General features: G+C 57.6%; 16 protein-coding genes. 5 read left to right on the forward strand and 11 right to left on the reverse strand.

What is annotated here, in order from left to right:
- Window positions 1-505: 505 nt before the first annotated feature.
- Window positions 506-1,660: a porin gene (locus AWB64_RS13050; RefSeq protein ID WP_060819677.1), complete on the forward strand. Its 1,155-nt coding sequence runs from the start codon at window positions 506-508 to the stop codon at window positions 1,658-1,660.
- Window positions 1,661-1,922: 262 nt separating this feature from the next.
- On the opposite strand, the gene cysC is transcribed toward AWB64_RS13050, so the two are convergent.
- Both cysC and AWB64_RS13060 read right to left on the reverse strand, forming a co-directional pair.
- Window positions 1,923-2,525, reverse strand: coding sequence for an adenylyl-sulfate kinase (gene cysC, locus AWB64_RS13055; protein ID WP_374728619.1), 603 nt, complete (start codon window positions 2,523-2,525; stop codon window positions 1,923-1,925).
- Window positions 2,526-2,566: 41 nt separating this feature from the next.
- Window positions 2,567-3,709: a hypothetical protein gene (locus AWB64_RS13060; RefSeq protein ID WP_341845212.1), complete on the reverse strand. Its 1,143-nt coding sequence runs from the start codon at window positions 3,707-3,709 to the stop codon at window positions 2,567-2,569.
- 756 nt (window positions 3,710-4,465) lie between these two features.
- On the opposite strand from AWB64_RS13060, the gene AWB64_RS13065 reads away from it, so the two are divergent.
- Window positions 4,466-6,712 (forward strand): TonB-dependent siderophore receptor, encoded by a 2,247-nt coding sequence (locus AWB64_RS13065; RefSeq protein WP_060819517.1) that lies wholly within the window; start codon window positions 4,466-4,468, stop codon window positions 6,710-6,712.
- 35 nt (window positions 6,713-6,747) lie between these two features.
- Window positions 6,748-7,608: a hypothetical protein gene (locus AWB64_RS13070; RefSeq protein ID WP_244164055.1), complete on the forward strand. Its 861-nt coding sequence runs from the start codon at window positions 6,748-6,750 to the stop codon at window positions 7,606-7,608.
- A gap of 90 nt (window positions 7,609-7,698) precedes the next feature.
- Here AWB64_RS13070 and AWB64_RS13075 read toward each other — a convergent pair whose 3' ends face one another.
- The 6 genes from AWB64_RS13075 to AWB64_RS13100 form a co-directional block, all read right to left on the reverse strand.
- Complete coding sequence (locus AWB64_RS13075) at window positions 7,699-8,205, reverse strand: flavin reductase family protein (RefSeq protein ID WP_060819519.1); 507 nt, start codon at window positions 8,203-8,205, stop codon at window positions 7,699-7,701.
- On the reverse strand, window positions 8,195-8,920 hold the full coding sequence (locus AWB64_RS13080) for a class II aldolase and adducin N-terminal domain-containing protein (protein WP_060819521.1): 726 nt from the start codon (window positions 8,918-8,920) through the stop codon (window positions 8,195-8,197). The genes AWB64_RS13075 and AWB64_RS13080 overlap by 11 nt, the downstream gene beginning before the upstream one ends.
- A gap of 51 nt (window positions 8,921-8,971) precedes the next feature.
- Window positions 8,972-10,753: an ABC transporter permease subunit gene (locus AWB64_RS13085; RefSeq protein ID WP_060819523.1), complete on the reverse strand. Its 1,782-nt coding sequence runs from the start codon at window positions 10,751-10,753 to the stop codon at window positions 8,972-8,974.
- Entirely contained in the window at window positions 10,750-12,090 is a 1,341-nt protein-coding gene (locus AWB64_RS13090) for an LLM class flavin-dependent oxidoreductase (protein ID WP_208603275.1), read from the reverse strand. The genes AWB64_RS13085 and AWB64_RS13090 overlap by 4 nt, the downstream gene beginning before the upstream one ends.
- A gap of 37 nt (window positions 12,091-12,127) precedes the next feature.
- A complete protein-coding gene (locus tag AWB64_RS13095; protein ID WP_060819682.1) occupies window positions 12,128-13,198 on the reverse strand; it encodes an extracellular solute-binding protein in 1,071 nt (356 codons plus the stop codon).
- Window positions 13,199-13,285: 87 nt separating this feature from the next.
- Entirely contained in the window at window positions 13,286-14,398 is a 1,113-nt protein-coding gene (locus AWB64_RS13100; protein ID WP_060819527.1) for an ABC transporter ATP-binding protein, read from the reverse strand.
- A gap of 363 nt (window positions 14,399-14,761) precedes the next feature.
- Here AWB64_RS13100 and AWB64_RS13105 point away from each other — a divergent pair, with 363 nt between their 5' ends.
- The gene (locus AWB64_RS13105) at window positions 14,762-15,778 is read left to right on the forward strand and encodes an alcohol dehydrogenase (RefSeq protein WP_060819529.1); all 1,017 of its coding nucleotides are present in this window, start codon (window positions 14,762-14,764) and stop codon (window positions 15,776-15,778) included.
- Window positions 15,779-16,313: 535 nt separating this feature from the next.
- Here AWB64_RS13105 and AWB64_RS13110 read toward each other — a convergent pair.
- The 3 genes from AWB64_RS13110 to AWB64_RS13120 form a co-directional block, all read right to left on the reverse strand.
- Window positions 16,314-16,721, reverse strand: coding sequence for an Hsp20/alpha crystallin family protein (locus AWB64_RS13110; protein WP_060819531.1), 408 nt, complete (start codon window positions 16,719-16,721; stop codon window positions 16,314-16,316).
- 31 nt (window positions 16,722-16,752) lie between these two features.
- The gene (locus AWB64_RS13115) at window positions 16,753-17,187 is read right to left on the reverse strand and encodes an Hsp20/alpha crystallin family protein (RefSeq protein WP_060819533.1); all 435 of its coding nucleotides are present in this window, start codon (window positions 17,185-17,187) and stop codon (window positions 16,753-16,755) included.
- Window positions 17,188-17,576: 389 nt separating this feature from the next.
- The gene (locus AWB64_RS13120) at window positions 17,577-18,551 is read right to left on the reverse strand and encodes an oxidoreductase (protein WP_060819535.1); all 975 of its coding nucleotides are present in this window, start codon (window positions 18,549-18,551) and stop codon (window positions 17,577-17,579) included.
- A 76-nt stretch (window positions 18,552-18,627) separates the two neighbouring features.
- On the opposite strand from AWB64_RS13120, the gene AWB64_RS13125 reads away from it, so the two are divergent.
- Complete coding sequence (locus AWB64_RS13125) at window positions 18,628-19,590, forward strand: AraC family transcriptional regulator (protein WP_060819537.1); 963 nt, start codon at window positions 18,628-18,630, stop codon at window positions 19,588-19,590.
- Window positions 19,591-19,649 lie beyond the last annotated feature (59 nt).

Below are 19,649 nucleotides of genomic sequence, written 5' to 3' on the forward strand. Positions count from 1 at the left end.
CTAGTTGATTCCCGCCTCCAGATCTCCCCAGCCGCTGAATCGATCAATATTGTGGAATATGAAATTATTAATTGCTCATATCGGATAAATAAAAAGCGCTCTCCTTAAATTAATCAGATGTAATCTCCCTAATTCAAGTACCAAGCTATCCGCTTTACCGGATATTCGAAAAGATAATGTAAGTCAGTTTAAAGAAAGCAGGAATTTTTGAGTCGATTTTTGACTTTCTGTCAGAGCTGTACTAGATTAAAAAACACTCGCATACTCCACGAAAGTTGTTGCCAAACATTTTCAATGCGAGTTTGAGACCGTAAGCATACTTACGGTCTCTCCTTTCACATTGCCCACGCGCATTTGATATGCTCGTGGGCAAATTTCGTTTAACATCAAGATGTTATGTGGTAAAAATTAAGTTGCTTAATGGCAACAACTTTAATGACGCGTATTTTTGAGATGTATGCTCTGCGCTGATTCGTTTCCTGATTGTTATCGCGTGGAGAATGAAATGAAAAAGATAGCTTTGAGTGCGCTTTCATTGAGCCTGTTTGGACTAGCGGGTGCGGTACATGCCCAATCCAGTGTCACCCTATACGGCACTATCGATGCGGGTGTCGGCTATGTTAAAACCAGTGCGGGCGCGCGGTGGGGATTTATCGACGGCACGCTCTCGGGCGATCGCTGGGGATTAAAGGGATCTGAGGATCTTGGTGCTGGCCTGAAGGCTATTTTCGATTTGGAAAACGGCTTCGATATCGCCAACGGGACACTCGGACAAGGCGGTAAGGAGTTCGGGCGACAAGCATTCGTCGGGTTGTCCGGCGATGCCTGGGGTACCGCCACGATCGGCCGCCAATATGATCCGCTCGTCGATATGGTCCAGCCGATCACCGAGGACAACTACTTCGGCAGCGCCTTCGCAACGCCGGGCGACGTCGACAACTACGACAACAGCCTGCGCGTGTCCAATGCGGTCAAATACGTCTCGCCGAATTTCGCGGGCCTCCAGTTCGAGGGCCTGTATGCGTTCAGCGGTCTCGCTGGCCGCACGGGTCAAGGCTACACATACAGCGGTGCCGTCACCTACAACAACGGCCCACTCGGTATCGCCGGAGGCTACTTCCTCGCGACCAACCCGAATCCGACCGCCGGGGCCTTCCGCGACGGCTGGGATCCGACCTCGTCGTCGGATGCGATTTTCGATGGCGCGATCAATACGGGCTACGCCACGGCGAAATCGCTTGGCATCGCGCGCGGCGCGATCCAGTACGCCATCGGAGCGTTCACGGTGGGCGCGTCCTACAGCAACGCGCAATACAAGAACGATGGCGCGTCAACTTTCGCCAGCACCGAGAAGTTCAATATCGGTAGCGGGTTCCTGAACTATCAGGTGACGCCGGCCGTGCTGCTGGGTGCGGGCTACACGTATACGAAGGCGAGCGGCGATACGTCGGCCAAGTACCATCAGGCTAGCCTGGGCGCCGACTACTCGGTCTCGAAGCGCACGGACTTCTATGCCGTGGCGGCTTACCAGCATGCGAGCGGCACGCAGTTGAATCCGGACGGCACGACGCAGAACGCGCAAGCGTCGATCGGATCGTACGGGTTCAATGGCACAGCAAGCCAGGAACTCGTGATTCTCGGTATGCGCCATAAGTTCTGATACGCGCCGCTCTCGAGCGTGGACTTGGCGAACGCCACTGCGGTCGCACTGGCAGGGATTCGCGAAGCAGGGTGCAGGATTATCACGATCCGGTACCCTGCGAAATTGCTGGAAGGCTTCGAACTTCACCCACACGTGTTTGCGGATCGGCACGGCTACATTACCCATGCGCGCCGGGTTCGCTGCGGGCGATGAACGCTCTTCCGCCGAAGGCTGACCCAGTCGATGTGACTCGTCGGGATCGAACAGGTAGAGCGCTTCTTCAATCATGAATTAGTAGATCAGTGATCAAAGCTGTCGCATCAGCTATCGAGCATTGGGTGGTATCTATGCGGACGTCGGGGTTCAGCGGTTCCTCGTAGGGTGAGTCGATACCGGTGAAATTTTTGATCGCCCCCTGTCTTGCGAGCTTATAGAGTCCTTTGGGATCGCGGCGTTCAGCGACTGCAGCGGGAACATGCACGTGCACTTCCACAAACCGATGAGGCCCGGCAATGATCCGCGCCAGTTTCCGGTCTGCCGCAAAGGGTGAAACGGCACAGACCAACACCAGCAGTCCCGCGTCAGCCATCAATCGACTCACTTCGCTTATCCGCCTGACGTTTTCATGTCGATGCTCGTCGGAGAATCCGAGATCTTGGCACAGACCGGTACGCACGTTATCGCCATCCAATAAAAAACTATGTTTGCCGGCGTTATGGAGCGTTACTTCAACAGCGTTAGCGACGGTGGATTTTCCAGCTGCCGGCAAACCGGTGAACCAAACGATGCCGGGATTCTGTCCAAGCAACTTGGCGCGGTCGTCTGCGCCGACAGAAGAAGTGTGAGGGTGAACGCGGGTTGAATGATCGGTTGGCAAGTCCACTTGACCTCGTTGCTCTATACCGTTATGCATGACCCAATGCATCAGTAGTATCGCCACTCTTCCGATAACTCTCGCGCAAGCGCAAGCTTTTCTTTTACGACCGCAGTGATGCCGGCTCCCGGTCCCGACGTACCTTTCTGCGACACCAGAAAATTCAATGCTGCGGCGTGGGTGGACTTGATCGAGCGTCCATCGATTCCTTTCATGAGCCGGGCATTGCCCTTTGTCTGCGCGACAAGATCTCTTGCTCCGCCAAAGTCCGGCGTTATTGCGACCTGGCCTTGAATTTGTGCCCGCAATGCCGAGGCGTATGCGGGAGACTGCCCCAGCCGATCGAGATCGACCAGCAAATCCGCTTGATCGAGCGAGCGCACCGCGCACAGAATCCACATCGCCATAAATGCCCGATAAGCGTTGTCGCCATCGACCGTACGCACATACTGCTCGCAGGCCGCCGCATACTCATCGACGGAGGTCACGGGAACAGGCGGCAAGCGAACGCCACATGCCTCAATGACTTGCTTGACGATAGGCTCGCCCTGATTAAGGCCTAATACACGGAAGGGAGCAGCCACAAAAAAGGGGTTGTTCCATTGCTGATGAAGCAACCATCCGGAGGCAAACTGCGATGCGGGATTTCGTACGACCACCGCGTGCATTACCTGGGGAAACGCGCTCTTGAACCAGGGCAGCCGGCCGAGGGATCGACAAAACTTGAAGACAGGGATTTTCCCCTCGCTCGTCGTCTGGTCATGGAGGTTTTTCAGATATGCATGCAATGCTGAAAAACCCGCATCCGCCGAGGGTCCGAAGCGATCCGTGCCAAAACTCTTCCGATATCCCGCCACACCATGCATATTGTCCTGGATAAACGGCCGATATTCGGTGAAGTAAGGCGCCGTGAGTGTCGGATGACCCGAGGTCCAGGTGGGCTCCAAGGCGGGGATGTCAGCCTCTCTCAGATCGCCGAGTATCGGATGAAGCGGTTCATAGAACGCTGTCACGGTCTGGAACGCCCGAAAGCGAGACCATACCCAGGTTCCCGCGCTTCGCCATCCGGTGTGCAGAAAAATTCCATGTGACTGTTCTTTCTCTTGCATGACAGCTTCCTGACTGCCGGGGTCTAAGGATGTCTGTCCGTTGTCATCGGCGATGCGCGGAGCACTTTTCAATTGATGCGTCATCAGCTTTCTCTACACTCGGGAGGGAAGGTGGGTTTATCGGTGCAGGATCGGCGTTGCCAATTGCCTCGAGCCCCCATGCATGCAGAACTACTAGCGTGCATTGCGAACCGCAGTGAAAGGCGATAGGCGAGTGCTGATAATGGGAAAACGAAGTGTAATTCCACGCATCGTCGTACCGCGTTACGGCGCGGCTCGAAACGATTACGATCCGTTACTAATGCAGTTCTGTCAGATAGTGCGTAAAGTGCCGGTCCATCCCAAGGGTAAAAGTGTCCGCCGCAAATCGCGGCAACGGGCGCAGATACATCGGTATTCGTCAACGAACTTGGTTTTGCTAAAGCTGCCGCTGACCGGCGTCTGGATGAACTGCTGCGTGCAGCGCACAGCACACGTTCTCGCCGCACTCTGAGCTTTCAAGAAATCATCTTCCCGTCCCTTTGTGTTCATGCCATAGCGCGTTTGAAAAGTGAGCAAACCTCCTGGCGTCCGCTGAAGCATCTTGTGTTCAACCGGCTTTTTTTGGGGCTTAGCGGTGCCTTCGATTTCCTAGTGGTCGTCTCGCCAACCCAAGCGTCCGTTTGAACAAGCGACGTGCTTTTCCTCGCCAGAATTTAGATTTACGCCCTCTAATAATTAATTTTGAGATTGAAGCAAACATTTAATTGATGTATAAATGCGACGCATTCGCAATTAGGATGGCTTTGGTTAAGAGTCACTCCAAATGTTCTCGCCCTATTTACTGAACTCGAAGGACCCATGAAATTTGCCGCCCCCCGCCGCCGGCGTGACTGCGCAGCGGGTACGAAAAAATTCGAACTGCTACGTGCTTTCTCTGCCGCAACCGTCCTGGTATCCACAGCCTGGCCAATCGCGAGTAACGCGGCGACCGACTTGCCCGCCGACCCGGTTCCTCCCTCAAAAACCGCCGCCGCCACTTCGACCGACACCGGGACCGGCACCGACACTGCCCACGATGGCGTTGTAAGCGGCGGCACGCTCAAGGCCGTCACGGTCACCGGCAGCAACCTGCAACGGGCAAGTACCTATGCGCCGAAGACCGTGAGCACCGGGCAGTATCGCGGGCTTGATGCACTTGATGTTCCCGCGACGGTGAACGTTGTGACCCGCGACGTGCTCACGGCACAGGCAGCGACGGGGATTTACGATGCACTGCGAAACGTCGCGGGTGTCGTGCGTCAACAGTTGAGCGGCATTGCCTACGACCAGCTTTCGATACGCGGCATCGCCCTCGACAACCGCACGAGTTATTACCTGAACGGCGTTTTGCCGATCGACAACAACATCTGGATGCCGATGGAGGACAAGGATCGCGTCGAGGTATTGAAGGGCGCGTCGGCGCTTTACTACGGTTTTGCGGTACCGGCGGGAATCGTCAACATGGTCACCAAACGAGCTGGCAACACGCCGGTTACAAGCGCGTCCTTGCTGGTGGACTCGAACGGTTCCGTCGGCGCGCATGCCGATGTCGCCAGACGCTTTGGCACGGATAACCAGTTCGGGATCCGCGTGAATGCGATGGATGAGCACCTCGAGACGCCCATAACGGGTGATCGCGGGTACCGCAAGTTCGAGAGCGTTGCGCTGGACTGGCGGGCGAACGATCGTCTGTCGTTCAAATACGATCTTGAACATATCGACGAACGCGTGGTGGAACAGGCCGGCATCACGCCGCTTGCGGCGGTCAACGGTGTCATTGCGCTGCCCAGATTGCCTGACGCCTCCACGCTGCTCGTCCCCAACGACAAGAAAACAAACGCCACCGCCACAAGCCAGTTGCTGCGTGCAGACTATTTAATCTCGGAGAATTGGAGTGCGAACGTGTCGGTCGGGCAATCGATTACTCAGCGCGATCGCTGGCTGTGGATTCTGCAAAAGTACAACGTCAACACTGGCAACGGCAGTTTGCAGGGAAGCAAACAGAACGGCCAGTTCTATGAGAGCAAAGTCGCGCGCGCCGAAGTGAATGGCCTGTTTCAGACAGGAAACATCAATCACGATGTTACGTTCGGCGTCTCCGAAACATGGCAGTTCCAGCCGGATTTCACCACCTACTACTATACGGCGACGCAGAATCTGTACTCTCCCGTGAGCATCACTCAACTCACGGCAGCGGGGTCGAAAGCGTTCTATGCGCAGCACATCAACAACCGGGGTGCGTATGTATTCGATCGCATTGATCTGACGTCAACGCTGCAATTCACCCCGGGATTGCGCTACTCCGACTACCATGCGACACAAGCGTTCACGACGACGCAGGACGTGAACCGCACCTCACCGTCGGCGAGCTTGGTCTATAAGATCACGCCGCAAACGAGCGTGTATGCGAGCTATATAGAAGGCCTTGAATCGGCCGGAAGCGCGCCGGCCACGGCATCGAACGCGTACCAGGTGTTGCCGGCCGCTGTCAGCAAGCAAGAGGAACTTGGAGTACGTCATCGCTTCAGCAATGATTCTCTGGCGTCGATTGCGTTGTTTCAGATTCGCCAGCCCGCGGCGAGCACCGACGCGAATAATGTCTATGCGCTGAACGGTACGGGTCGCTATAGAGGGCTGGAGTTTTCTTATCAGGGTGACGTCACGCGCGATCTGTCGATCGTGACTACCGGTATGTGGCTCAATTCGCGTTTGGTCGACAGTTCTGACCCGAGTACGCTCGGGAAGATTCCCGAGAACACGCCTCGCTATACGGGCAGTATTTTTCTCAACTACCGGGTGCCCCACGTCGCGGGCTTCTCGCTCAATGGCGGAGCCTATTTTGTCGGATCGCGGCCCATCAACGACGCAAACCAGGCGACTATTCCAGGCTACACGCTGTTTTCGGCCGGCGCGCGCTACGCGACGCGCATGTTCGGCAAAGCTGCAACGTTCCAACTGAATGTGGAGAACGCCTTCAATAAACACTATTGGGCATCGGCGGGATCGAGCCAATTGGGCATCGGGCTGGAACGCACGGTCTCGCTCACATCGACCTTCGATTTTTAATTTACGTCGGCTTAATGCCGAACCTGAACAGGGAAATGAATCTGATGTCCATCTTGTCGATTTTTAGACGCGCCCAGGTTGCTCATTCGAAAGCTACGTGGCTCAGCGAATTGTTCGTGCCCAAGCGTCGCAAGGCGATCAGTACGGTTGTGATGACCGCTGTGGTCTTCGTTCAATTGACCGGGTGCGCCCTGGCGCAGAAAGCGCCAGTCGACGCGGCAAGCCGACCCGTCACCGATCACAAGAAGGTGCTGTATGTGACACGCCTTAAACATCGTGATCGGGAGGAAGATGACAAAGTCCGCGCCCATCTCGAGGAACGCGGAATGATCGTCACGATGGTCGATCAGACCAGCCCGGCAAGCGCCGCGGCAGGTCAGGATCTGGTGGTCATTTCGTCGGTTGTCAGCGCGCGAGACATGGTTGGCACTTCCTTTCGGGATGTCCCGCTGCCGTTGCTGACCTGGGAGTCCGACCTTTTCGACTCGTTAAGATTCACGGGGCAAAAAAAAGGTGAGGATTTCGGCACGCTAGAGAAGGAGCACTACATCAACGTCGTCAACGCGCCGAGTCCGCTCGCTGGCGGCGTTCCCGCAGGCAAGCGATGGGTGTACCCTCGTGACGGTGAAATGGGCTGGGGTAAGCCTGCCCCTGGCGCGACAGTGATTGCGACCGTACCCGGCGAGCCGGACGAGGCGGTGCTGTTCGCTTATGAGAAAGGCGCTACGATGGACTACGACTTCATCGCACCTGCTCGCCGAGTTGCGGTGTTTCTCGGCAATCGCACGTTCGAAAAACTGAGCGCAGACGGCACTACGCTATTCGATGCCGCGCTCGATTGGGCTGTGAGCGCGCCTGTCTCGCCAACGCGGCACCCTGAACTGCCTTCAAAGTAACGCTTGGGACACTTAACGACATGATGGCCACGCGGGAGGAAATTTCCGGCCCGGATTCCACCCGTCCTCATCCGCACGGTGCGGAGTCGCTCACGTATGCGTGAGACGATGATATTCCCTGTTGTAGTAAATGAGCACGCCAGGCTGCGTATTTGTTTGAAGCTCGATCACCTTGCAAACGAGGATGTCGTGCGTTCCGACTGGAATGCGGCTGACCGTCTTGCAGTCGATCGAAACCATTGCGTGCGCTAGACGCGGGGCTCGTTCATGCCGCTCGATCCATTCGCCGTGCTCGAAACGCGCGGCCATCGGCTGCTTGCTTGAGAAAGCCGCCGATATTCCGTGCTGCTCCGCACTCAGCGTATTGATACACAGCACGCCGTTCGCGATGGTAGCGGCATACGCGGACGACGTCCGGTTGACGCAGACAAGCACACTCGGCGGTGTATCGGTCACGCTGCACACAGCGGAGGCGGTGAAGCCCGCACGCCCGCTTGCACCGTCGGTCGTGATGACGTGAACCGCAGCGCCGAGATGAGCCATCGCGTCACGAAATGCAAGCATTGATACTTCGTTTGCGTCCAGGTCAGTCGGCATAAGAAGGGTCTTCCTTGTCGAGAATTCGCTTCATCTCCTCGAAGTGAGCAATCGAAAAATCCGTGATGCCTTCCCAGTCGCGCGCGGTTTTCTCCGCCACCTGATCCGACAGCACATTCAGCGGTCGCCCCGTTGCGTAAGCGAGATGCAGGATCTGGCAGGCGCGCTCGATCGTGTACAAATCATCGAAGGCTTCGCCTATGGTCGCAGCCGTCACCAGAATGCCGTGATTGCTCATCATGAGGCGCGATTTGTCACCGAGCGCGGCAACGAGGCGCGCACCCTCTGCGGCGGTATCGGCCATGCCTCCAAACGCTTTATCTATGGCGACACGGTTGAAGTAGCGCGCCGTATTCTGTTCAATCGGCTTGATCTCCGGATCGGCGAGGCTGGCAATAGCCGTGACATAAACCGGATGCAGATGAAGCGCGACTTTCACGTGCGGCGCACGCCGGTGAATCTGCCCGTGAATGGCCCACGCAGTGGGATCGATATCTCTTCGATCCTCGAGATCTTCGGCCTCGTCGGCGTCGAGCAGCAGCAGGTCGCTTGCCCGTATCCGGGAAAAGTGCTGCCACTTGCGGTTCATCAGGAACTTGCGTCCATCGGACGACACGGCTGCGCTGAAATGATTGGCAACCGCTTCATGCATTCCCAGGCGAGCGAAGCAGCGAAACGCCGCAGCCAGATCGACTCGAAGCTGGCGTTCATCCATGTCGAATACTCTCCTTATTGCGTAGAACGAAAAATCGTGTGCGCGTGCACGTCATTGCGAAGCCGCGGTCCTACCACGCGGGTGTACCGACTGCAGCAGCAGAAACAGCAGCGTGACGACCGACAGCACGACCGTCGACGCGGCTGCCAGTGTGGGCGTGACCTGCAACAAGATGTCGTCCCAGAGTTGCTTGGGTAGCGTGGTCTTCACTCCGCCGCCGATGAACAGGGCCACAGTCAACTCCTCGAATGACGTGAGAAAACCAATCACGAATCCTGCGGTGAGCCCGTTCTTGACACACGGCAGCGTGATGCGCCGCAACACTTGCAGACGGGTTGCGCCCAGCGTGCCCGCGGCATGATCGAGGCCCCAGTCATGGCCCTTGAACGTGGTCAGCAGGATGACGAATACAATCGGCATCGCGATCACGACATGCCCGATGACAATGCCAATGTTCGTGGCAACCAGCGAGATATGCGCGCACAGGAAAAACAGTGCGATCGCAGTGACGATGGACGGCACGATCATCGGCAACAGGAACAACAGAAAAAGCGCGCCCTTCATGCGAGACCTGGAGCGGGCAATGCCCAAGGCCGCGAGCGTCGCGATAACAGCGGTCGCCAGCGCCGCCACGAGTCCGATACCAAACGAGCGCACCGTGGCGCCAATCCAAAGAGACGACGAAAAGTACGCGTCAAACCAGCGCAAGCTGAAGCCCTTCGGCGGGAAGGACAAAAAGGTATCGCTGGTAAACGACATGGGCACGATTGCGGCAATCGGGAAAAGCAGCACGAAGATCAGTGCGCACGAGTAGACCAGAAGCGGACTGACGCGGGTAATGGGCTGCACGCGGCGATCGTAAAAAGCAACCACATGCGACGACAGGAAACCCGCTGCGTTGACCATTGCATTGCCGGCCCGCCGCAAGTGGAGATGATGGCTCGGACGCACGCTGTCCGCATCCCCGGCGAGAGACGACATTCCGAAGACCAGGTTGTAGAGAAAGCAACTGATCAGCGCCGACATCACCAGTACAACCGCCAGCGCACTGCCAAGTTGCCAGTTCTGCAATTCATTGATTTGCACAATGATCAGCTGCCCCAACATCATCTCGCGGGGGCTGCCAAGCAGCGTTGGTGTGATGAAGAAGCCAAGCGCACTGATAAATACCAGCAAGCCGGCTGCGGCGACACCGCGCATGGAAGACACGAAGAAGATTCGCCAGAACACCTGCGCACGATCGCCGCCCAGCGTGGCGGCGGCCATCGACATGCGGCGATCGATTTGATTCATCACCGGCAACATCGTGACCACGGCAAGCGGCAACAGCGTATGACTGATCGTGAAAATGACGGCGGTCCGGTTGAACAGCAGCCGGTCGCCGCCTGCGAGCCCGAGTTCGTGCATGACATTGGCGACGAAGCCCGTGCGCCCGAGCAAGACCATCCACGCAAAGTTCTTGACCAGCGTGCTGGTCCAGAACGCCAGCAGCACGAGCAGCGCCACGCCTTGCTGTTGGCGCTTGGGCAAGCCCGAGAGCCAGTAGGCAAGCGGATAGCCAAATAAAAGGCAATAGGCGGTGGTTTGAAAGGCGATCGAAAACGTGGTTTGAAGGACCTGCCTGTACACGCTCGGCCCGAAGAACCGCGCAAATGCGGACATCGAGAACTCGCCGGTTCCGTTCTGGATCATCGAGAGCGAAAGCAGCCTGAGCGAGGGATACACAAGAAATGCCGCAAGAAACAGGACCCCCGGGGCCGCCAGCCACAGTGGTCCGGCATTGAGGCTGCGAGCGCGCCGGGGCGTATCGGCCGCCGCCACGGATGTATTCATCGTGCAGCCTGTGCGTGGCGATTGGCAGGCCGCGCGAGTCCGAGGTTTTCACGCAAGGTCGTGCCGCTGTATTCCTTTCGAAAACGCCCGCGCCGCTGCAGTTCCGGGATGACGTGCGCGACAAAGTCGGTCATGTCGTTGGGCAGCACATGGAAGGCGAGCATGAAACCGTCGGCAGCGCGGGTATCGATCCATTCCTCCATGTGATCGACGATTTGCTGCGGTGTCCCGCACAAGGTGACCTTGCCGCGCTCGTAGCTCGAATAGAGTTGCCGCAGCGTCAATTTCTGATCGCGGATCATGCTGACGATCTGGTTGAAGTAGGCCTGATGCAGATTGGCCGTCTTGGGAATCAGGTGCTCGGGAATGGGTTCATCGAGCGGGAAGTTCGTCAAGTCGAGTTCCAGATCCGCACCCAGGCGCATACGGCCTACGTCAGGATGAATCAGGCTTTGCAGTTCGCGGTACTTGTCCTGGGCCTCCGCCTCGCTGCTGCCGACCACCACCGAGAGGCCCGCAAGGATTTTCATTTCCTCCGGGGCGCGGCCGAAGGCGGGCATGCGGCCCTTGAGATCGGCATAGAAACGCTGTGATTTTTCAAGCGTGGGATCCGAAGAGAAGACCACTTCGGCCGTCTCGGCAGCGAAGGATTTGCCGTCTTCCGAAGACCCGGCCTGAATGATCACCGGCCGTCCCTGCGGCGCGCGCTTGATGTTAAGGCCGCCATAAACCGTGAAAAACTCGCCCTGATGATCGGTCGTATGAAATTTCCCGGGTTCAAAGACTTTGCATTGTTCCTTGTCGCCCACGAACGCGTCGTCTTCCCACGTGTCCCATAGTTTCGATACCACGTCGAAGAACTCGCGCGCGCGGGCGTACCGCCGGTCGTGCGGCGGCAGTTTATCGAGGCCGAAGTTTCTGGCGGCGTAGTCGTTGGCCGATGTCACGACGTTCCAGCCGGCGCGTCCATGGGACAAATGATCCAGCGAAGCAAACTGGCGCGCGAGATTATAGGGCTCGTAGAAACTCGTGGAAGCGGTGGCTCCCAGTCCAATATGACGTGTCGATCCCGACAGCGCGGACAGCAGCGTGATCGGCTCAAAGCAGTTCATGAACAGCGGATAGCGTGTATAGACGTTGAGCTTTTCCGTGCGGGCCGCGGGCGTATCCGCAATGAAAAAGAGGTCCATCAGGCCTGTTTCCGCAAGCGTTGCGAGCTTGCGGTAATAGTCGATATTGGTCGACGCGTCCCGCGGCGCTTCCGATTGCAGCCATGATGCAGGGTGCGAGCCCGTTGCATGCACGAGCACGCCAAGAGCCATGTGTTGGTCAGTCATGATGCTGCATCTCCTTGGAAACAGGTCAGGGTATCGGTCACGCGTTCAACAGCCATTCCTGGAACTTCTCGTTCGCCGAATCGAAGTTTTTTCCCCACCAGGCGGTGTCTCGCCGGGTAAGACGTTCCAGGTTCCTGGGGAATGTCGGCAACAGCTCGGCACGCGCCGGATCGATGAGTTTGTAAGCGTTGCTGTTGCTGGGGCCATTTGCGACCAGGCTCGAGTACTGCGCCTGACGATCGGCCCGCATGCAAAAGCGCACAAACTGCTGCGCCTGTTTCAGGTTCGGTGTGCCGATGGGAATGGACCATCCGTCCACGTTGTAGGTGCCTTCCCAGACGATCTTCACAGGCGCGCCGGCAGAGATGGCCGCAAGCGCCCGGGCGTTCCACGTATCCGATAAATCCACTTCGCCGCTTTGCAGGAGTTGCGTGTTTTGTGCGCCGTTGGCCCACCAGACATTGATGGACGAATGAATCTTGTCGAGCGATTTCAAGGCGCGCTCGACGTTGATGGGATAGATGTCCTTGGGCGCGACACCATCGGCGAGCAGCGCATTTTCGAAAAGACCGATGGGCGACCGGAACAGCGCCCGGCGTCCCGGAAACTTCGCGGTATCCCAATAGTCGCGCCATCCCGCCGGCGCAGCCTTTGGAAACTTGTCAGTGCGATACGCCATTACCACACCGTAGATGGAAAACCCGAACCAGTTGTTTGTCAGCATGCCCGGGAGAATGCCCGCCCCATCGCTCGAAGCAATATCGAGCGGCGCAAGATAGTTTTTCTGGCCGGTCAAGCGAAGCACGTTGTCCGGCGTCACCATTGCAAGGTCCCAGATGTGCGAGCCGGAATCGACCGAAAGCTTGAATTGCGTGACGGGGTCGGACTCGTGCGCTACGTTGACGATCCGGATTCCTGTTTCTTTTTCGAATGGATCGTAAAACGCGGTGCGCATGATGGGGCCGAGGGCGCCGCCGTTATCGGCTACCGTCAGCTGGCCGGCCGCGCTTGCGCGCTGCGTCCAGATGGTTGGGAGTCCGAGCGCCAGTCCGGTGGCGCCTGTCGTTTTGATGAACTGCCTGCGGCTGGTTCTGATGCTCGAGCTCACGCGCGTTTCTCCAGATAAGATTGCAAGGTTGAAGCGTTGATCACGAACCGCCAGCAAGCGTGCGTCAGGCGGCTCGTGTAGTGAGCGTTAATGGCGCAGCAGCAGAGAGTGTTCGACTTGCCAGCGCAGCGAGACAACGTCGCCAATCGAATACCTTCCTGTTCGCGCCGCTTGTCTGACGGTTAAAACGGCACCGCTTTGGAGTTCGACGAGCAGGCGCGTCTCGGCGCCCCCGTAGATACTTTCGATAACCCGGCCGCTAACGAACCCATTGTTGGTGTCGTCAATGCAAATGTGTTCGGGACGTACGATAAGCATTGCCTCGGCCGCGTTGGCGGCGGCGAGTGAGTCTTCATCGGTCGGAAGCGGAACGTTGCCGTCAACGGTGGCAAGCCAGCCGTCGCGCCCCGGCTTGCCGCGCAACTTGTTTGAAACCCCGATGAAGTCGGCCACGAACGACGAGGCGGGTTTTTCATAAATTGCTTGCGGCGTGCCTATCTGTTCAATGCGCCCGGCGTTCATCAGGCACACCCGGTCGGAAAGAGCGAGCGCTTCTTCCTGATCGTGAGTCACGAAAATAATGGTCGATCCTGTCTCACGATGAATCCGCTTGATTTCGACTCGCATGGATTCGCGTAGCTTGCGATCGAGTGCGGACAGTGATTCGTCCATGAGAAGCAGGGAGGGTTCGTAGACGAGGCAGCGCGCAAGCGCGACGCGTTGTTGCTGGCCACCCGACAATTCTCGTGGAAACCGTTCGCCGAATGTGGCGAGCTTCACAGTTTCCAGTGCGTGCATGACGCGGCGTTTTACGTCGGTCGCCGGCAAGCGCCGCATCTGTAATGGAAACGCGACATTTTCGAAGACGTTCAAATGCGGAAAGAGAGCATAGTTCTGAAACACGACGCCAATGTCGCGCTCATGAACAAGTGATTTCGTACGATCCTGCGAGTCGATGAACAGCTTGCCCGCAGTCGGCGCTGTCAGCCCGCAGATGATTTGCAGCAGCGTCGTTTTCCCCGATCCGGACGGTCCGAGCAGCGTGAGCAGCTCACCGGTCTTGACCGAGAGATTGATCGGATGCAAGGCGACAGTATTGCCGTAATGCTTCGACAAGCCTTCGATGCGCATTTTTATCGCGGAGGCTGGAAGGTATGGGGTCCCGCATTCCTCAGCGGCGAAATCGGCCAGCTTGTCCATGATTGGCTCCTGAGCATGACAGTCATCATCCCGTCAGCAAAGAGCGCGCAGGAGACACCGTGCAGACCCCGGCTCAAACGTTTTAATGCGTTCAACCGAAGGCGAAACCAATTTAACAAGTCAAATTAAAGGGAAAAATATTGTTTTTGCATGCAATAGATAGGTTGTCCCTATGCGCTTTTCCGGTGAGTTCGCGCGATGTTGGTTGGTGAAATTTCGACTATCGTTAATAAGCCGGGTCAATGAGCCGAGTGTTGGCGAACGTCTTTTGCACGATTGATCCGGCCATGCGAAGCACCTGTCCATGTCTTTGAACATGTTGCGTCGTCGATCTTCGACGGCGCGATGACAAGGAGATTTTCAATGTCGAAGATGAAAGCCGTACAAGTCGAAGCACCGGGTGGCCCGTTAAAGCTTGTCGAGCTGGATATTCCGCAGCCGGGCCACGGTCAAGTCCGGATCAAGATTCACGCTTGTGGAATATGTCACAGCGATTCGCTCACAAAAGAGGGCCAATGGCCTGGTCTGCAATTTCCACGGGTTCCGGGCCACGAAATCGCGGGTGTTGTGGACGCTGTGGGCGACGGCGTCGAGGGTTGGAGCGTAGGCCGGCGGGTCGGCGTCGGCTGGCATGGTGGTCATTGCGGCCAGTGTTCACGTTGCCGTAAAGGCGATTTCGTTCTCTGTGAAAAGGGGCAGGTTCCCGGAATCAGCTACAACGGCGGTTATGCGGAGTTCGTCGTCGCTCCGGTCGAAGCGCTTGCCAGTATTCCGGATGATCTGTCCGATGTGGACGCGGCACCGCTGCTTTGCGCCGGAATTACGACCTTCAATGCGTTGCGTAACAGCGGTGCGCGCGCAGGCGAAGTTGTTGCGATTCTGGGCATTGGTGGGCTTGGGCATCTCGGTGTCCAATTTGCGAGGAAGATGGGCTTCGACACGGTTGCCATCGCTCGCGGACAAGACAAGGCGGAGCTTGCAAAACAGCTTGGCGCGAATCACTACATCGACAGTAAAACGCAGAATGTCGCGGACGAGTTGAACAAGCTCGGAGGCGCCAGGATCATCCTTGCAACGGTTACGAGCGGCAAGGCAATGAGCGCGGCGATCGGTGGCCTTGGGGTGAATGGCAAGCTCATTATGGTTGGGATTTCTGAAGAGCCGGTCGAGGTGCCGATCGCGCAATTCATAATGGGACGTCATTCGATTCAGGGCTGGCCGTCGGGGACATCGGCCGATTCCGAAGATACGCTTTCTTTCAGTGCACTCTCGGGAGTTAAACCGATGATCGAGGAGTTTCCGCTTGAACAAGCGGCACAGGCTTATGACCGGATGATGAGTGGAGCGGCTCGTTTCAGGGTTGTTCTCAAGGTCGCTTGATTCGACGCGCAACGTGGAATATCCCCGGTTGTAAGCCGAACCAGCCGGGGTGCTCCGGAATGTCGGCTTCGCATGGTTGGCTGATTCGACGACGAAAGCTGCGAAAGGTTGGCATTCCACCGCTACATTTGTGTATAGGACTGAGATCGACTCGCTGTTACAACAATCGCGTCAATTTGCGTAACGGGTCGCCAATTGAGCGGAGTTGCCCATGCATCCAGCGCGCACCTGATTCATGCTCATCAATATCTAATCTACGAAAGATCGGGCTAAAGAATTCGCATTTGCTGACGATAAAACAGGATGAGCATACCGGCGCACTGACGCGCAACCGACCCGCTGGCTTATCGCTACGCAATGTGATCGCCACTACGCGCGCAGGCGTCTCGGTTGGAAAGCCACGCGTCGCCTGTAGGCGTACACGATGTTTTTCCTAAAGTCTTACACTCCGTCCCGAATTTCATGTTGGTGTCCAATTAGCTATCCTATCGATTGAGCGCTCACTTCACGCTCCAGTGAGCGCCCAATCGAACACTTATCCGACACGCACTTCTATACGGCGCGGTTTCGCCTCTTCACGACGCGCGATGCTCAGCTTCAATACGCCGTCAGTGAGGTTCGCTTCAATCTTCGACGTATCGAAATCCGCGCTCAACGAAAACGCCCGCGCGAAGCGCGGCTCCCGAATCTCCGCGTGATGCAGGCGAAGACCTTCCGGCGTTTCAATTGAAGCCTCGGCTTCAATAAACAGCGTGCCGTCTTGCACATGCACGTTTAAGCGATCTCGTGACACACCTGGAAGATCAGCCCACAACGTGACGCCATGCGCATCTTCGTAAATATCAACAGCGGGCGCCAAGGCGGGTCCCTTCTGCGTCTGTGCTTCGTCGCGGCGTGCGAGCGCGCTGTTGCTGCGTTCCGCAAGTTGGGTTTGAGTATTCATGACGTTCTCCTCAAATGGTTCGCGAAAGTGATTACTGGACCGGAATGGCACGTGGGCGCGAAGTCTCGCGCTTACCTACGCTGATCGCGAGACAGCCATTCGCATAGCGTGCTTTTACGTTGTCCGGATCCGCGTCCCGCGGCAGCTCGATCGCGCGGCGGAAACTGCCCGCGAAACGCTCCTGCGCATAAGCACGCCCCTCGGATTCAGGCTCGGCGCGCGTGCGCTCGCCGCTGATGGTCAGCAGGCCCTTGTCCACTGTCACCTCGATTTTTGCTGGATCGATGCCCGGGGCAAATGCGACAATTTCTACGGAATCGTCGGTGCTCCCGAGATTGATTTGAGGAAAGGCGCTGAGCCTGGACGCCCGGATGCTAGATGGCAACCCTCCAAACAACGACGACATTTGGCGTTGCAGGCGGTCGAACTCATCAAACAGGGCGGTGTTAAAAAGAAGGTCACTCATCGCTGCTATCTCCTATATGCGGCAGGAGACGAACCGGCATACGCGCTCCAGTCCGTCTGCCAAGCCTCTGACAAACCAATCGAAACACGCAGCGCAAACAATGCGACTGCTTTACGGAATCGAAAATAGGACAGCCGCAATATTTTTCAAGGGACTCGCATCAAATTTTTTTTGCTGTAGCGAGTGTCGTCTGAGAACACTAGCGATCCTATGCGAGCAGGTGCGGTGGCACCGTCATCGAACGATCGTTCGTGTTTGTCTTGGGAGCGAAAAGCTGTGAGCGCGCGCGAGCAGGTCATCAACGCACTTCGACTTGATCCTCGCAGGCCGTTGTCGGCCATGACATGGTGGTCAGGAGGCATTGACTTCTCCTGTCTGTATTAGGGCATTCAGTCGATACGAGCGCCAGTGAGCTGCTCGCTCAGTTGCCATAACCGGCCGGCCGCGATCGGATCGGTAGCACGAGGGCGTACACCGTGCAATTCCGCTGATTCATCGCCCGGCAAGGCACGAGCAATATCGCAGTCCGCACAATAGACACCTCCCATACCGTCGAGCCGGGGGCTTGTTGCGCACCAGACACTCGTCGCCGCCCCTTGTTGCGGCGTCTTCTTGTTGTTCCCCGGATCGATGATCGGACGGCCGTCGTGGTCGATGACCTGGCTGGCTCGCAGTTGCTCGTTCGACATATGCCGGACCAAATCCGTCACGATGCCGCCGGGATGGACAGAAAACGCGCGCACGCCCGAGCGTTGACCGATCGAATCCAGCGCCACGGCGAACAGCGCGTTGGCGGTCTTCGACTGACCGTATGCAACCCAGGGTTCGTATTCACGATGCTCGAAGTTCGGATCATGAAAGTCGACACCTGCCCGGCGATGACCGAAAGAGCTGAGTGCGATCACTCTGGCATGACCGGATCTCACGAGCGCCGGCCACAATCGGCAGGTCAGTTGAAAATGGCCAAGATGGTTTGCGGAAAACTGGGATTCATATCCGCGGCCGTCGCGAACAAGCGGCGGCGCCATTACGCCCGCGTTGTTGACGAGAATATCGACGGTGTCCGTTTCTTTCAGTACGTGTTCGACGAAGCGATCAATGGAAGCGGGATCGAGCAGGTTCATCGGCTGCTGCACGACGTCGGGCATCTCGCTCAACGCGGTCCTGGCCTTCACGAGATCGCGCGCTGGCACGAAGACTCTGGCGCCAGCGGAGCGCAACGCCTTGACCGTCTCGATGCCTATGCCGGAATAGCCGCCGGTCACGACCGCGCATTTACCGGTCAGGTCGATGCCGCGGATGACTTCCTCGGCGGTGGACGCCGCGCCGAAGCCGGAGTCAATGGGTGATTGCGGGGTAGACATGTGGTGCCCTCCAGATTGAATCCAGGCATGGTAGGCTGCCCGCTTCGCACCTGTAAGACGTATTCGTTCACCTTTTATGCGCCATCGTTCAAATCTGTCGGCTGATCCTCTCTCCGATCTGCTGGATGTGCTTCAGGCTCGTTGCGAGCTGTCGGGGCAACTTATCGCGGGCGGCGCCTGGGCGCACCGCTTCGACAACCTGGATGCGATCAAATTTAATGCCGCGACCGCGGGCGCCTGCTGGTATTTCATCGACGGCATGTCCGAGCCTGCACCCTTCGAGACCGGCGACGTCCTGATCACCAACGGCACGCGCACGCTGACCCTCGCCAGCGCCCCGGCACTGATCGCCAGCGCATCGACCACGCCGATCGCGCAGGACGATGAAGGCCATTACCGCCTGGGCGAGGGGGATGACTTTGCCATGCTCGGCGGCCTGACTCAGGTCGATACGGACTGGCAGGCGCTCCTGTTGAACGGCCTGCCGCCGTTCATTCACATTGTGGGAGCCATGCAGGAAGCCTCGCCGATTGCCTTGCTGCTGGCGCAACTGGTCGCGGAAATGAGGCCGGGAAGCAGACCGGGTCGCAGCGTCGTGGTGGCCGGGCTGGCGCAACTGCTGTTCGTGCAGACCTTGCGCGCCTATCTGGCGCATGCGCCGCAAAGAGACGAGGGTTGGCTGAAAGGCTTCGGTGATCACCGGCTGGCTGTCGCGCTCGGCTGTATCCACGGCGATCCTGCGCGGAACTGGAATCTGGATGAACTGGCGAAGGAAGCCGGCATGTCGCGTACCTCGTTTGCCGTTCGCTTCCGCGACATGATGGGCGTGCCGCCGCTGGCCTACCTGACCCAGTGGCGCATGCAACTGGCCAGACGCGAGATTCGCGCGGGCGTATCGGTTGCGCAAGCGGCGGCCAGGGTCGGCTATGCGTCCGAAAGCGCCTTCAGGAGTGCGTTCAAGCGCGTGACGGACATGGCGCCTGGCGAGTATCGGCAAACGCTTGGGAGAAAAGTTGCGGAGCTATCGAAAATCTCGTGACGTCGATGCACATGACTTTTGATAACGCACTGACAGGCGCGCACATTGCGCCCATGTCG

It is taken from the genome of Caballeronia sordidicola (assembly GCF_001544455.2).
In the GTDB taxonomy this organism is placed as follows: Bacteria; Pseudomonadota; Gammaproteobacteria; order Burkholderiales; family Burkholderiaceae; genus Caballeronia; species Caballeronia sordidicola.